A 14,566-nucleotide genomic window follows, 5' to 3' on the forward strand; every position below is an offset into this window, starting at 1 on the left:
TAGCGTTTGTTGAGGGTCCTCCGGGACGTTACGGACATAGCGGCTACGGGGGTCACGGCATGAGTAACGAGCTACGCTTCCGCCGGCCGCGGAACCACTTGTGGACCGGCGACGCAGCCATTGTCACGGCGCCGCACCGCGGGAAGTCGCCGGCGCCGCACACCTCGGATTCGCACGCTCCTGCTTCGCCGCATACTGCTGCGGGGGTCTTATTGGACTTTCGGGCCGACAGTGAAAGGGACTCCCTCGGCCTCCTGGCCCGGGCAGCCGCTGCCGCCCTCTCGGAACGGGCCGGATGCGCCTTGGACTGCGCCGTCTCCGTGGTCCGTCCGGGCCATACGCCTCTGACTGCAGGTACCAGCGAGCCGGTTACCGCTCTTGCCCGGGGAGACCTGGGCAGCGGTGACGGGCCGGTCTCGCAGGCAATGGCCGGACGGTTGGCAGTCATCCTCAATGACCTTTCCAGTGATCCGCGCTGGCCGGCGTACTGGAGGCCGCTTCGGGACGCCGGCTACCGGTCGGTGGCGTCAGTACCCCTTCAGCTGGAATCGGGAGGCACCGCAGCGCTAACGCTTGCCACGGACAAATCCAGTGTTTTCGCACCCGCTGTACTGGCCGACGTCGTTATGTTCAGCAGGGTTGCAGCCAGCAGTTACGTCATGGCCTCCGGGGTCCGGGCGGCACTGGCGGCGGCTGCTCATTTGCGCACTGCCATGGAGGCGCGGACGTCCATCGATGTCGCGTGCGGAGTGATCATGGGCCAGAACCGCTGCTCGTACGAGGAAGCCTTCGGCATCATCGCCAAGGCATCCAGCAACCGGAATATCAAGGTCCGCGCGCTCGCGGAATCCCTCCTTGCGGATCTGCCAGGCGGAGCGCCGGCCACACACTTCACGACATGACGCAGGACGACGTCAACGCCCTGCCCCTCTTGGATCCGGCCGCGTTGGACAGGCTGCGCGACGAACTTGATGACGACGAAGGCGTGTGGAGAGTCTTCGTGCGGAATTTCATCGCACAACTGCCGGAGCGCACCGAAAAACTGCGCGTGGCCCTGACCACCGGAGACTTGGCCGGCAGCCTGGACGCGGTCCTCAGCCTGAAGACTTCAAGCCAGATGGTGGGAGCCGAACGCCTCGCGGAAATTGCCTTGGGGCTGGAGCGGTCCGTTCGAACCGAGACCCGCGAAGCGGCACCTGACAACGTGCTGCCCCGGCTGGCAGTGGCCCACCTCAAAACGATCATGAAGTGCGGCCGGCAGACTTCGGATCTTCTGCAGAGGTACCTTGATTCCAAGCCGGGCAGGAAATAGCGCCTCAGCTCATGGGGTGGGGTCGCCGGGCCGGACCTTTTTCCCCGGGAGTTTCCTCGGACATGCGTGGTGAGACCTTTACTGCGGTTTTCCTCCAATTGAGGGTTTTCGGCGCCCGACGTTGTCAGAGGGCGCTTGTACAGTGAACGCATGCCTTCCTCGGTCCCGTCCACCCCGTCGTCCTCCTTGCCGACCACCCTGCCGTCCCTCGAGGGAATGCTGGCCTCCGCACATGTGGTGAGCCTGCCGATGCGGGTAAAGTTCCGCGGCATCATGGAACGTGAAACCCTCCTGCTGCGGGGCCCCGTTGGCTGGGCGGAGTTCTGCCCGTTCCCCGAGTATGACGACGCCGAGGCCGCACGCTGGCTGGCCGCCGCCCTTGAAGCAGGTTGGCAGGGTTTCCCCGCGCCGGTCCGGTCGGTCATTCCTGTTAACGCCACCGTCCCCGCCGTCCCCGCGGAGCAGGTGCCCGGGATTTTGGACYGGTTCGGCCGGGTTGGTGCCGTCAAGATCAAGGTGGCCGAACGCGGGCAGACGCTCGATGACGACGCCGCCCGGGTTCGTGCCGTGCGCGCCGCCCTGCCCGACGCCGCCATCCGCGTCGACGCCAACGGCGGCTGGGATGTGCCAGCGGCGGTTGAGGCACTGACCCGGCTCGCCGGCGTCGGCCTGGAGTATGCCGAGCAGCCGGTGCCCTCCATTGAGGGGCTGGCGGAGGTGCGGCGCCAGTTGCGGGACGCCGGAACGCCCGTGCTGATTGCTGCCGACGAAAGCGTGCGCAAGGAATCCGACCCGCTGCGTGTGGCGCGGGCCGGCGCTGCCGATCTGCTGGTTGTGAAGGTSGCGCCGCTCGGGGGAGTGCGGCGCGCCCTGGACATTGTGGCGCAGGCCGGGCTGCCCGCCGTCGTCAGCTCCGCCCTGGACACTTCCGTGGGAATCCGCGCCGGGCTGGCCCTCGCGGCAGCGCTTCCCGAACTGCCCTATGCGTGCGGGCTGGGGACAGTATCTCTGTTCACCTCCGACATCACCCTGGACCCGCTGGTGGCCGACGACGGCGCCATCCGCCTCCGCGACGTCGCCGCCGACGCCGGGCTGCTGGAGCAGTTCGCGGCGTCCGCCGAACGCCGGGACTGGTGGCTGGACCGCCTCCGCCGCGTCCACGCCATCCTCGCCGCAACCCCCGCCAGTCCCTAGCCTCCACGTCAGCCTGCCCGGACTTCCAACCCCCTTGGCAACGCTCTCTCACGTAATGCGGGTTTTTTGGCGACGCTCTCGCAGTTTCTGCAGGTCACCGGCGGTTAACCTCAACTTCACCCGGCTGACGACTCCGGGTCGGAACCGGCTGACAGGGTGGGCGGGACCCGACCGTCCTATTGGAGGCAAACCTTGTCTGAAACGACAAACCGCAAGTTCAACCTGCTGCCCATGCTTGGCCACACGAAGGGTAAGCGCAGTGCCGTCACCTGCGCCCTGAAGTGCGATAACGCCTGCGCCGGCGATGTCTGCAACACCAGCTCGAACAGTTACTTCCGCGACATTGCGTCCGCCACCATGTCCCGCCGCGCCGCCCTGGGCTTCGGCGCCGCCGGCGCTCTCGCCGTCGTACTCGGCAGCGCCGTTGCCTCAGCCGAACCCGCAGTTGCCGGTGGCCCCGGGCTGGCACCCGCCGCGAAGGAGGGCTTCAGCAAGTCGAAGCTGAAGTTCGCGCCAATCGCATCCATCGATGCCGCCGTCGACGCCGTCACCGTCCCCAAAGGCTTCACCTGGCAGCCCGTGATCCGCTGGGGTGACCCGATCTTCAAGGGCGCGCCGGACTTTGATCTGAACAACCAGACTGCCAAGGCGCAGGAGCAGCAGTTCGGCTACAACAACGACTACTCGTCCATCGTCGAGATCCCTGACACCAAGGGACGCCGCGCGTTGCTGTTCGCGAACCACGAATACACCAACGAAAACATCATGTTCCCGGCTACGATGCCCGCTGCCGACGTCCGCGCTGTCGGGCAGGCCGCCCATGGCCTCAGCGTGGTCGAGTTGGAGCGCAAGAACACCGCCAAGCCGTGGTCCTACGTCCAGGGCGCGCCGCTGAACCGCCGCTACCTGAACAACACTGTCTACGAACTGACCGGGCCGGTTGCCGGCTCGGCGCTGGTTCAGACCAAGGACGACCCCAAGGGCCGCTTCATCAAGGGCACCCTGGGCAACTGCGCCGGCGGCACCACACCCTGGGGCACCATCCTCTCGGGCGAGGAAAACTTCAACGGCTACTTCGTGTCCCCGGGCGTTTCCGCCGAAGACAAGCGCTACGGCCTGAGCTCGAAGGCGACCGCCCGCCAGTGGGAGTTGGACGATCCCCGTTTCGACACCCGCAACGCCGGCTACGAGAACGAGACCAACCGCTTCGGCTACATCGTGGAAGTTGACCCGTTCGATCCCACCTCCACGCCCAAGAAGCACTCCGCGCTGGGCCGCTTCAAGCACGAGGGCGCCAACGTGATCATCGCCGGTTCCGGCCATGTGGTGGCCTACTCCGGCGACGACGAGCGCTTCGACTACCTGTACAAGTTCGTCTCTGCCGGGAAATACAAGGAGGGCGACCGTAAGCACAACATGACGCTGCTCTCTGAGGGCAACCTGTATGTCGCTAAGTTCACCGGGAACTCCCCGGCCGCGGAGATTGACGGCAAGGGCACTGTTCCTGCCGACGGCAACTTCGACGGCACCGGCGAGTGGTTGCCGCTGGTTGTGGACGGGGCGTCCGCTGTCCCCGGCATGTCACTGGAGCAGGTCCTGGTTTACACCCGCCTCGCCGCCGACAAGGTGGGCCCCACCAAGATGGACCGCTGCGAGGATGTGGAGCCTAGCCTCCTCACGGGCAAGGTCTACGTGGCCTGCACCAACAACTCGGACCGCGGCAAGGTGGGCAAGGAAGGCGCCACCGAGATCAACCCGCGCAACGAGAACCGTGACGGCCACATCGTGGAAATCACCGAAACGGGGGACCAGACCTCCACCAAGTTCACGTGGAACCTGCTGATGGTCTGTGGCGATCCGGCCCAGGGCGACGTCACCTATTTCTCCGGCTTCCCGGTGGACCAGGTCTCGCCCATCTCCTGCCCGGACAACCTTGCGTTCGACTCCGTGGGCAACCTGTGGATCTCCACCGACGGCGCCCCCTCCGGCATCGGCAGGGCTGATGGCCTCTTCAAGGTGACCCTCGAAGGCGCCGAGCGCGGCAAGGTGGAGCAGTTCCTCGCGGTACCGCGCGAAGCAGAAACCTGCGGCCCGATCATCCACGACGAGGACCGCACCGTGTTCGTCTCCGTGCAGCACCCGGGTGAGGACGGCTCCTTCGCGGCCCAGCGCTCGTTCTTCCCGGACTACGTTGCCGCTGGCGCGACGCCGGCCCGCGGCCAGGCGCGCGCGCCCCGTCCGGCCGTGATCCAGGTGTTCGCCGGCTAGTCTGCGGCCCCTTCCTGCGTTGCTCTATCACTTTTGGTCCCCAAACGACCGGCGGGTTCAGGGGGTCGTTGCAACACCTGAGTGAATGGGTGTTGTTATGGGTTTTGGTCGGCCTGAGTTGCTGGGTGAGGTTACGCGGGTGTTTTGGGCTGCGAGGTCTTCTGGGCTGTCGGATGAGTTGGCGGCGGAAGCTGCCGGGATCTCCCTGTCAGCGGCCCGTGGGATCGTCCGTCAGCATGGTGGGGTGGATCCTTCGATGCAGCCCCCGTGCGGGCGGTTCTTGTCCTTTGATGAGCGCGAGTTGATTGCCGTGTGGCTGGCGGCAGGGTGCGGGGTGCGTGAGATCGGCCGGCGTTTGGGCCGGAGTGCGTCCACGGTCAGCCGGGAGCTGGGCCGGAACATCCGGAACGAGGGCAAGCGCCCTTATCTGGCGTCCACGGCCCAGAACCGCGCCCAGAAGCTGGCCCGCCGGCCCAAGGCGCGGAAACTGGCCGACAATGAGGCCCTGGCGCTCTATGTTGGCGGGATGCTGACCTGCCGGGAACGGTTGTCCCCGGCACAGATCAGTGCCCGGTTGCGGATTGATTTCCCCGATGATGAGACCATGCGCATCAGCCCCGAGACGATCTATCAGTGCATCTATATCCAGGGCCGCGGCGGCCTAAAAGCCGAGCTCGCAGCGGCCCTGCGCACCGGCCGTGCGGTGCGAGGGTGTTTCATTGAGTGTGTAAGGGTCTGGTCTCTAACTAGGGTGTGACCTGCGGTTTCACCCCTGAAAGGACGGGCCCTCTTGGCCGAAATTAGTATGACCACCAACCCTCTTGAAGGCGTGTTGAGCGCTGACCAGATCGACGCGCTCGTCACGGCTGCGGAGGACCTGGGAGAGGGCCGCAACGGCGTTGAGGAACTCCTCTCCCGGATGACCCGAGCCGTGCTGGAGCGGGCCCTGGAAACCGAGATGAGCGACCACCTCGGCTACGCGTCCGGAGACCCCGCTGGGCAGGGCACGGGGAACTCCCGCAACGGCAAGACCACCAAGAGCGTTCAGACGCTCCAAGGACCGGTGGAGGTCACGGTCCCGCGGGACCGGAACAGCTCCTTCGAGCCGGTCATCGTGCCCAAGCGGGCCCGCCGGCTGGGCAAGGTTGAGGACATGATCCTGTCCCTTTATGCCCGTGGAATGAGCACCCGGGACATCGGCTCCCACCTCGATGAAATCTATGGCACCAAGGTCTCCGCCGCGACGATTTCCAGGGTCACGGACGTGATCGCCGATGAGGTCGCGCAATGGCAGAACCGGCCGCTCGAATCGGTCTATCCGATCGTCTACATCGACGCGATTTGGCTGAAAATCCGGGACGGCGGCGTCGTGGTGAACAAGGCCTGCCACGTGGCTGTGGGCGTGGACGTGGAGGGCCGCAAGCAGGTCCTGGGCCTGTGGCTGGGCACCTCGGAAGGGGCGAAGTTCTGGGCCAACGTGCTCACCGAAATCCGTAACCGCGGGGCAGCGGACATCCTGATCCTGTGCTGTGACGGGCTCACCGGGCTGCCGGCAGCGGTGAACAGCATCTACCCACAGACCGTTGTGCAGACCTGTGTCGTGCACCTGTTGCGCTCGGCCATGAAATACGCCTCCTACGGCGCCCGCAAAGCCATGGCCCGGGACATGCGCCCGATCTATACCGCACCGACTGTGCAGGCGGCCGAGCTGGCGATGGAGGCCTTCGCCCAGACCTGGCAGAGCACGGCTCCCGGGGCGGTGCTGGCGTGGCGGAACGCGTGGGAGGACTTCACCCCGTTCCTGGCCTTCACCCCCGAGATCCGCAAAGTCATTTACACGACGAACCAGATCGAATCGATCAACTACCAGCTACGGAAGATCACCAAAACCAGAGGCTCATTCCCCTCCGACGAAGCCGCGATCAAGCTGATCTACCTAGGGATCAGAAACATCGAGACCACCCGCGGCGGCGAGCTCGGAACCGGCACCCAAGGATGGCACCAGGCCCTGAACGCCTTCGCCGTTCAATTCCCTAACCGACTTCCGATCTGACCACCCGGCAGACCGGATAACCGACCGGTCCCTTACACAGAAAACTTGACACCCCCTGCGGTGCGGCAACCGAACCGGCGCGCCGGGATGCGCAAGCCCCGGGTCCCGAAGGAGCTGCTGATCAGCGAACGCCCCGCGGAGGCCGATGACCGGGCCGTTCCCGGCCATTGGGAAGGCGATCTGATCATCGGCACTCCCGGCACCGGGGCGATCGGGACACTCGTGGAACGCAGCAGCCGGTTCGTGATGCTCCTGCACCTGCCGAACGGGCACACCGGCGAGCAGGTACTTACCGCCATCCAGGAAACACTGCCCACTCTCCCTGCCCAGCTGCGGCGGACCCTCACCTGGGACCAGGGCGCAGAGATGGTCGGCATCCACGACCGGGTCAAAATTGCCACCGGAGCAGAGGTCTACTTCTGCGACCCGCACTCACCCTGGCAGCGCGGCACGAACGAGAACACCAACGGACTGCTGCGCCAGTACTTCCCGAAAGGCATGGATCTCACCACCGTCACCCGCGAGGACATCGAGTACGCTCAGGCCGGACTCAACGGGCGCCTACGCAAAACCCTCGGCTGGAAAACCCCCGCACAAGCCCTCCAACAAATTCTGGAAGAATCAGCCGCATAGGACAGACGTGTTGCAACCACCACTAGAATCCGCCGCCTCAATAAGGACCGTAAGTGATAGAGCAACGCTGGCGCGTGCGTATGGCTTGGGGGTGGCAGACTGGTTCGGTGACTTCGCTGAATGACCCGGACCCTGCCACTTCCTCGCCTGAACCGGCCACTTCCTCGCCGGACCCGGCCGCAGACGCCCCGGCCCTGCCTGCTATGACGTCGCTCGAGGCGGCGCGGATCGCCGTCGACGCCCTGATCGACGGCGGAGTGGAGTACGTGGTGGTCTCGCCGGGATCGCGCTCGGCTCCCATGGCGTATGCGCTGGCTGAGGCGTCGGCGGCGGGACGGGTGGAGCTGCTGGTCCGGATCGACGAGCGGTCCGCCGGCTTCACGGCCCTGGGCGTTGCCTTGTCCACCGGCTCCCCGGCGGCAGTCCTCACCACGTCCGGGACCGCCGTCGGAAACCTCATGCCGGCCGTCATGGAGGCCAATCACGCGGCGGTCCCGTTGGTGGTGCTGTCCGCGGACCGTCCCGAGGAGCTGCTGGGCACCGGCGCCAACCAGACCACCTTCCAGCTGGATCTGTTCGGCGAGCACGTCCGGTTCGCCGCCGATGTTCCCGCCGGCAGCAGCCCGCTCCGCGCGGTGGAAACGGCGCTGTCCGCCGCGACGGGTGCGTTCTCCGATCTTGCTCCCGGTCCCGTCCAGCTGAACCTGTCCTTCCGCGACCCGCTGGTACCGGCACCGGGGGAGCAGCTTCCGACGGCGGCTGGCCGGCGGAAATTCCGCATCGCCACCGAGCCGCTCACCATGAACCTGCCGCCGGCCGCCCCGGACTTGGAGGAGCGGCGCACCGTGGTGCTGGCCGGGCACGACGCCGGGCCCGTCGCGGAAGCGTTCGCCCACGCCCACGGCCTTCCCCTGCTGGCCGAGCCGTCCTCCAATGCCCGCTTCGGCCCGAACGCGGTGGGCCCGTACCGGCTGCTGCTGCAGCACTTCGGACCCGACGCGGCGCAACCCATCGAGCGCGTGGTGCTCTTCGGCCGGCCCACGATATCCCGGCCGGTTTCTGCACTGTTGGCCCGTGCCGACGTTCCTTCCGCCCTCTACCAGCCGGTTCCCGTGGCCTGGTACGAGGCCGGCCGGCGCACGGAACTGCCGCTGGAAAGCCTGGCTGACCTTGCAGAGTTTGCCGGCCGGGGCCCGTCCGACTGGCTGGATATCTGGCTGCTGGCCGGGTCCGCCGCGCAGCACGCCCTCGGCGGGGCTCTGGCCGCGGAACACGCCGCGCTCGGTCCGGCCGCGGGCGCCTTGGTCTGGGCCCAGTCCCGCGGGCAGTTGGTGCTGGGTTCCTCGAACGGCATCCGCGACGTGGATCTGGCAGGCCTGCCCGCCGCCGAGCCGGCGGCCACGGTCTACGCGAACCGTGGGCTGGCCGGGATCGACGGCACCATCTCCACCGCCACCGGAATCGCGCTCGGCGGCCGGCAGGAAACCACGCTTTTCCTGGGCGACGTCACGTTCCTGCACGACGCCGGCGGCCTGCTCCTGGGCCCTGCCGAGGCGGTGCCGGACCTGCGGATCGTAGTGCTGAACGATGCCGGCGGGGCGATCTTCGACCTGCTCGAGCACGGCGCGGTGCGCGAAGCGGGCGGCTACCCGGACGCCGTCGAACGCCTCTTCAGCACCCCCCACACAGTGGACCTTGCGGCACTCGCCGCAGCGTACGGCGTCGGGCATTGCTCAGTAAGTACGACGGCGGGCCTCGCCGAAGCGCTTGCCGCGCCGATCAAGGGCCGCAGCATTGTTGAGGTCCGGACGGACCGGGTTGGCCTGCGGGACCTGCACGCCCGCATCAGGACCGCCGTAGCAGCCGCGGTGGCAGGCGTCCTCGGCGGCTGATTCCACTGCACTTAAACCAACGCGGGGTCACTTTCGGCCCGATAAACGCTGCACATCGGGCGCTAAGTGACCCCGCGTTGGTTGGGGCGCTGGTTGGCTAGAGGACCCGGCTCAGGAACTCCTGGGTCCGGGGGTGCTGCGGGTTGGCCAGGAGCTCGCGGGGATCGCCCGACTCAACCACCACGCCTCCGTCCATAAACGTCAGGCGGTCGCCCACCTCGCGGGCGAAACCGATCTCATGGGTCACCACGATCATGGTCATGCCGGTCTTGGCGAGGTCCTTCATGACATTCAGGACGTCCCCCACGAGTTCGGGATCCAACGCCGACGTGGGCTCATCGAAGAGCATCAGCTTCGGGTCCATGGCCAGTGCGCGGGCGATCGCCACGCGCTGCTGCTGGCCACCGGAAAGCTGCGCCGGGTAGTGGTCCGCACGGTCCGCCATGCCCACCCGGTCGAGCAGTTCCAAAGCCCGCTTCCGTGCGGTTTCCCTGGACTGGCCCTTGACGTGCATGGGCGCTTCCATGATGTTGTACATGGCCGTCTTATGCGGGAAAAGGTTGAACCGCTGGAAGACCATGCCGATGTCGCGGCGTTGTGCCGCGATTTCCTTGGTCCTCAGATCATGGAGCCGGCCGTGGACTTCGCGGTAGCCAATCAGGCTGCCGCCCACAGAAATGCGCCCGGCACTGATGCTATCGAGCAGGTTCACGCAGCGGAGCATGGTGGACTTGCCGGAACCCGACGGGCCGATCACCACGGACACCTCGCCGTGGTTGACGGTCAGGTCTATGCCGCGCAGCACATGGTGATGGCCGAAGTACTTGTGCAGGCCTTCGATCTTTACCAGCGGTGTGGCTGTTGCAGTTGTTGTCATATGGATCCTCCTCCGCCGGACATCTTGGGTGCACCCATGCCGGCGGCCGCAGCCTTGGCTGCCTCCAGGTTCACGGGCGCGGGGGAAATATTGTCCACACCCTTGCCGTAGTAGGCCTCAATGAAGTGCTGGCCCACCATCAGGATGCTGGTGATGACCAGGTACCAGATGCCTGCCACGATGAGCAGGGGAACCGGCAGGTAAGTCCGGTTGGCCAGCGTATTGGTGGCGAACGTGAGGTCCAGCGTGAACGGCACGGCCAGGACCAGGGACGTGGTCTTGAGCATGCCGATGGTCTCGTTGCCCGTGGGCGGAACGATGACCCGCATGGCCTGCGGCAGGATGATCCGCCACATGATCTTGGCCTTGCCCATGCCCAGGGCCTCGGCGGCTTCCATCTGGCCCTTGTCAACAGACTTCAGGCCAGCCCGGAAGATCTCGGCCAGGTACGCGGATTCGTTGAGGCCAAGGCCCAGGATGGCCGCGGCAAGTGCGGTGATGACCGTGCTGGTGCTCACGCTGAACAGCTCGGGCCCGAACGGGACGCCGGCGCTGATGGTCGGGTACAGGACGGAAACCAGGCCCCAGAAGATCAGCTGGGTGTAGACAGGCGTGCCGCGGAAGAACCAGACCCACACCCAGCTGGACCAGCGGAACACCGGGTTGTCCGACTGGCGCATAAAGGCGAGCAGGATGGCCAGGACAATTGCCAGGATCATGGAGGCAGCCGTCAGCAGCAGGGTCCAGCCGACGCCCTGGACCACGTTGACGTCCAGGATGTAGGTGCCCACCGTGTCCCAATGGAAGTTGGGGTTGGTGAAAAGGCTCTGCAGGACCAGGACCAGGACGCCGATGATCACGACGGCGCTGATCCACCGGCCGGGGTGCCGCACCGGTACTGCTTTGTTCAGTACCGGTGATTCTTCAGGAGGATGTTCCATGCTTGCGCCTGTTTTTTGGTCGGTTACCGGTCCGCTCAAGACGTGGCCGGGTTGACTTCTGACTTGGTGATGGCGCCGTCAGCGTTGCCCCAGCCCTCGAGGATCTTCTTGTAGGAGCCATCCGCGATCAGCTTGGAAACCGTCTTCTGGATCACGCCTGCCAAGGCAGTGTCCGACTTCGCCACGGCGATGCCCTGCGGGGCGGCGTCGTAGACGTCGCCGAGCTTTTCCAGCTGGCCGTTCGTCTGGGCCAGGGCATAGCCGATGATGGGGGAGTCGGCGGCCATGGCATCGATGCTGCCGTTGACCAGGCGGGTGGTGACGTCGGTCTGGTTCTTCAGCGTGACGATATTGATGGCCGGCTTGCCGGCGTCCGTGCACTTCTTGGTGCGCCCGGACAGGTCCGGATCTTCCTGGACCGTGCCGGTCTGGACGCCGATGTTCTTGCCGCAGACGTCATCGAGGGAGAACTTCTTCGGGTTGCCCTTCTGGACGGCCCAGGCGGTGCCGGCGTTGAAGTAGCTGACGAAGTTTACTGCTGCGAGGCGCTCCGGGTTGATCGTGAAGGAGGAGATGCCCAGATCGTACTTCGGGCCGAGCGCGGGCAGGATGCCGGTGAATTCAGCGGTCTGGACCTGGACCTTGAGCCCCAACGTGGCGCCGATCGCCTTGGCGATGTCGACGTCGTACCCCACGGGGGTCTGGCCGTCCGAGCCGAGGAACTCGGCCGGTGCGTAGCTGGTGTCCGACCCGATGGTCAGGGTGCCCTTGGCTTTGATGGCTTCAGGCAGCTGGGCAGCCAGCGAGTCATCCTTCTTGATGGTGCTCGGGTCAAAGCTGGCTTGTGCACTGCCCGACTCGGTGGACCCGCCGCCGGGAGCGGCGTTCTGCGACGCGTTGGTGCAGCCGGTGAGCGCGAGGGCGCCGATGGCGAGAACGGTGGCAGCCTTGAGCGTGGAGCTGCCCAGGAGCGAACGGGAAATGTGCATGTGTCTTTTACCTTTTGTTGCGGACGGAATGCATACCTAAATCGGCTCATAGTGTATCGCGCAGCGGGAGATGTGCGTCACAGATAACTTTGTTTCACTATTGGATAACTTCTCCGGGGTGAAGCGCAAGGGATTTCCCGGGTGTTTCCTAGTTGGCTATGCCCAGCGACTCGAGCATCGGCCGGAACTTCGCCCACGTCTCGGCCAGCTCGGCCTCCGGCTGGGACCCGTCAACGATTCCACAGCCGGCATATAACCGCACGGTGTGCGGATCCTCGATGACGGCACCGCGCAACGCGATGCCCCATTCGCCGTTGCCCGCGGCGTCCAGCCAGCCCACCGGCCCGGCGTACGGCCCGCGGTCCAGGTGTTCGAGCTTGCGGATTAGCGCGCCCGCCACCTGCGTGGGGGTGCCGCAGACGGCGGCCGTCGGGTGCAGTGCGTTGATCAGTGCAAGGCAGGTGGGCACGTGGCCCTCCACCTCTGTGAGCTCCGCCTTTACGTCCGACGCCAAGTGCCACACGTTGGGGAGCTCCAGGATAAAGGGTTCGTCGTGGGCGTTCATGGCTTCGGAAAACGGCGCCAGCTGCGACGTCAGGGACTGGATCGCGATCTCGTGCTCGTGCCGCTGCTTTTCCGAGCCGGCAAGCACACGCTCGGCGTAGTCCATCGGGATGCCGTCCTCGCCGTGGGCGTCGCGGCGGTCCAGCGTGCCGGCCAAAACACGCGCCTGGGCGGTGCGGCCCTCCACCTGGATCAGCATCTCGGGCGTCGCGCCCACCAGCCCGTCAACCCCGTACGTCCAGCATTCGCGGTAGCGGACGGCAAGTTCGCGCAGCACCTTCGCAGCATTCACGCCCGACGGCACGGTGGCCACGATGTCCCGCGCCAGTACCAGCTTCTCCAGCGCCCCGGTGCGGATTTCCGCCACCCCTGCGGTCACCGCGGCCATCCAGTCTTCCTCACTCAGCGACCCCGTGTGCAGTGTCGCGGGGGAATCCGCGGGCAAGGGACGTACGACGGCGACACCGGCCCCTGCGGCGGCCTCTCCCGGGGTGCCGTCCCCCACAGCGGGCGCGGCGCCGGTGCTGCCGCCGCTCAGCCAGCGGTCCAAGGCCGCGAGGGCGCCCTCGTTGGTGAGTTCGCCGTCGTCGAACGTTAATTGGGTAAGCCAGTACTGGCCGTCACGGACGCCCACCACAATCTCCGGAACTATCAGGCGCGATTCGTGGGCGGACTTCTTGGAGAAGGCGAAGGAGCCGAAGGCCACAGGCCCGGTGCCGGGCAGGGCCACGGCGTCGGTGATGTCCGCTTCGAGGACGAGGTGGCGCCACCAGATGTCGGCCTCGAGGAAGCGCTCCGGCCCGGTTGCGGTGAAACGCATGATCTCACCAAAGCCCACCAGGCCGGCTTCGCGGCGGGTCCAGCAAAGGACGTCGTCCCGGACCAGGAACTGCGGAAGTCCGCCAGCGGACGCGTTGCCATCCAGGGGGACCGTGAGGGTGCGGAACGTGCTCGTCATGATGAGACAACAGTACTCTGCACGCTACTCCGCAGTACTTTCAGCCCACAGCCCAAGATTTGCCCACGGTTAGGGGGCCTGCGGAACATTTGAGACAATGACGGAGTGAACCGAGCATCCTTGGATAAGCGTCCGGACGAAGTAGCCACGATGTTTGACGACGTCGCGCCAAAATACGACGTCGTCAACGATGTTCTGTCGATGGGACAGACACGCCGCTGGCGCAAAATTGTGGTGGATGCCGTGGACGTGCGTCCAGGCCAGCGTGTGCTGGACCTGGCAGCCGGAACGGGGACGTCCAGCGAGCCATATGCCGATGCAGGCATAGACGTGGTTGCCTGTGATTTCTCCCTGGGGATGCTGAAGGTGGGCAAGCGCCGCCGCCCGGACATCAACTTTGTTGCCGGGGACGCCACCAACCTGCCCTTTGCGGACAACAGTTTCCACGCGAGCACCATCTCGTTCGGGCTGCGCAACGTCAACGAGCCCAAGAAGGCGCTGGCCGAAATGCTCCGCGTCACCAAGCCCGGCGGCAAGCTGGTCATCGCCGAGTTCTCCGCGCCCGTGGTGCCGCTCTGGCGAACGATGTATACCGAATACCTCATGCGTGCCCTCCCGGCCATCGCCGTGAAGGTCGCCTCCAACCCGGACGCGTACGTTTACCTCGCCGAATCCATCCGCGCCTGGCCCGACCAGGACCACCTGGCCGCATGGCTGCAGGAATCGGGTTGGGAAAAGGTCAACTACCGCAACCTGACCGGCGGGATCGTGGCCGTCCACCGGGCCACCAAGCCGCTCGAATCAACTCCTGACGGCGGCGCTGCCGCGATTGCCGCGCACAGGGGCCCTGTGGCCAAGCTCCGCCGCAACATCACCCGCTGATAC

At 66.0% G+C, this 14,566-nt stretch carries 11 protein-coding genes and 2 pseudogenes; 9 read left to right on the plus strand and 4 right to left on the minus strand.

Features of this window, described 5'->3' with window-relative positions; genetic code table 11:
• Positions 1 to 59: 59 nt before the first annotated feature.
• The 8 genes and pseudogenes from AC1DIM_RS11945 (at position 60) to menD (ending at position 9,352) form a co-directional block, all read left to right on the plus strand.
• A complete protein-coding gene (locus tag AC1DIM_RS11945; RefSeq protein ID WP_477710702.1) occupies positions 60 to 902 on the plus strand; it encodes a GAF and ANTAR domain-containing protein in 843 nt (280 codons plus the stop codon).
• Positions 899 to 1,312, plus strand: a complete 414-nt coding sequence (locus AC1DIM_RS11950; protein ID WP_477710703.1) for an Hpt domain-containing protein — start codon at positions 899 to 901, stop codon at positions 1,310 to 1,312. The genes AC1DIM_RS11945 and AC1DIM_RS11950 overlap by 4 nt, the downstream gene beginning before the upstream one ends.
• Before the next feature lie 150 nt (positions 1,313 to 1,462).
• Positions 1,463 to 2,506: an o-succinylbenzoate synthase gene (locus AC1DIM_RS11955; RefSeq protein ID WP_477710704.1), complete on the plus strand. Its 1,044-nt coding sequence runs from the start codon at positions 1,463 to 1,465 to the stop codon at positions 2,504 to 2,506.
• 192 nt (positions 2,507 to 2,698) lie between these two features.
• Positions 2,699 to 4,774, plus strand: a complete 2,076-nt coding sequence (locus AC1DIM_RS11960; protein WP_477710705.1) for a PhoX family protein — start codon at positions 2,699 to 2,701, stop codon at positions 4,772 to 4,774.
• A gap of 85 nt (positions 4,775 to 4,859) precedes the next feature.
• Positions 4,860 to 5,483, plus strand: a pseudogene (locus tag AC1DIM_RS11965) (transposase); the annotation flags it as partial.
• Between the two features lie 96 nt (positions 5,484 to 5,579).
• Positions 5,580 to 6,827: an IS256 family transposase gene (locus tag AC1DIM_RS11970; RefSeq protein ID WP_477710729.1), complete on the plus strand. Its 1,248-nt coding sequence runs from the start codon at positions 5,580 to 5,582 to the stop codon at positions 6,825 to 6,827.
• Positions 6,828 to 6,875: 48 nt separating this feature from the next.
• A pseudogene (locus AC1DIM_RS11975) lies at positions 6,876 to 7,460 on the plus strand (IS30 family transposase); the annotation flags it as partial.
• A 203-nt stretch (positions 7,461 to 7,663) separates the two neighbouring features.
• Positions 7,664 to 9,352, plus strand: coding sequence for a 2-succinyl-5-enolpyruvyl-6-hydroxy-3-cyclohexene-1-carboxylic-acid synthase (menD, locus tag AC1DIM_RS11980; RefSeq protein ID WP_477710730.1), 1,689 nt, complete (start codon positions 7,664 to 7,666; stop codon positions 9,350 to 9,352).
• A 97-nt stretch (positions 9,353 to 9,449) separates the two neighbouring features.
• On the opposite strand, the gene AC1DIM_RS11985 is transcribed toward menD, so the two are convergent.
• The 4 genes from AC1DIM_RS11985 to AC1DIM_RS12000 all read right to left on the minus strand — a co-directional run bounded on the left by AC1DIM_RS11985 (position 9,450) and on the right by AC1DIM_RS12000 (position 13,681).
• On the minus strand, positions 9,450 to 10,229 hold the full coding sequence (locus tag AC1DIM_RS11985; protein WP_477710706.1) for an amino acid ABC transporter ATP-binding protein: 780 nt from the start codon (positions 10,227 to 10,229) through the stop codon (positions 9,450 to 9,452).
• Positions 10,226 to 11,170 carry an amino acid ABC transporter permease gene (locus tag AC1DIM_RS11990; RefSeq protein WP_477710707.1) on the minus strand — a complete coding sequence of 315 codons (945 nt, stop codon included), beginning with the start codon at positions 11,168 to 11,170 and terminating at the stop codon, positions 10,226 to 10,228. Before AC1DIM_RS11990 ends, AC1DIM_RS11985 begins: the two co-directional genes overlap by 4 nt.
• A gap of 35 nt (positions 11,171 to 11,205) precedes the next feature.
• Entirely contained in the window at positions 11,206 to 12,159 is a 954-nt protein-coding gene (locus AC1DIM_RS11995) for an ABC transporter substrate-binding protein (protein ID WP_477710708.1), read from the minus strand.
• A gap of 148 nt (positions 12,160 to 12,307) precedes the next feature.
• Complete coding sequence (locus AC1DIM_RS12000; protein ID WP_477710709.1) at positions 12,308 to 13,681, minus strand: isochorismate synthase; 1,374 nt, start codon at positions 13,679 to 13,681, stop codon at positions 12,308 to 12,310.
• A 105-nt stretch (positions 13,682 to 13,786) separates the two neighbouring features.
• Here AC1DIM_RS12000 and AC1DIM_RS12005 point away from each other — a divergent pair, with 105 nt between their 5' ends.
• Positions 13,787 to 14,563 carry a demethylmenaquinone methyltransferase gene (locus tag AC1DIM_RS12005; RefSeq protein WP_477710710.1) on the plus strand — a complete coding sequence of 259 codons (777 nt, stop codon included), beginning with the start codon at positions 13,787 to 13,789 and terminating at the stop codon, positions 14,561 to 14,563.
• Positions 14,564 to 14,566 lie beyond the last annotated feature (3 nt).

It is taken from the genome of Pseudarthrobacter sp. 01T43 (assembly GCF_056398665.1).

Coding starts and splice junctions, on each gene's coding strand:
- AC1DIM_RS11970 (WP_477710729.1), top strand. CDS start 5,580: ATGACCACCAACCCTCTTGAAGGCGTGTTGAGCGCTGACCAGATCGAC.
- AC1DIM_RS11990 (WP_477710707.1), bottom strand. CDS start 11,170: ATGGAACATCCTCCTGAAGAATCACCGGTACTGAACAAAGCAGTACCG.
- AC1DIM_RS11995 (WP_477710708.1), bottom strand. CDS start 12,159: ATGCACATTTCCCGTTCGCTCCTGGGCAGCTCCACGCTCAAGGCTGCC.
- AC1DIM_RS12000 (WP_477710709.1), bottom strand. CDS start 13,681: ATGACGAGCACGTTCCGCACCCTCACGGTCCCCCTGGATGGCAACGCG.
- AC1DIM_RS11950 (WP_477710703.1), top strand. CDS start 899: ATGACGCAGGACGACGTCAACGCCCTGCCCCTCTTGGATCCGGCCGCG.
- AC1DIM_RS11985 (WP_477710706.1), bottom strand. CDS start 10,229: ATGACAACAACTGCAACAGCCACACCGCTGGTAAAGATCGAAGGCCTG.
- menD (WP_477710730.1), top strand. CDS start 7,664: ATGACGTCGCTCGAGGCGGCGCGGATCGCCGTCGACGCCCTGATCGAC.
- AC1DIM_RS11945 (WP_477710702.1), top strand. CDS start 60: ATGAGTAACGAGCTACGCTTCCGCCGGCCGCGGAACCACTTGTGGACC.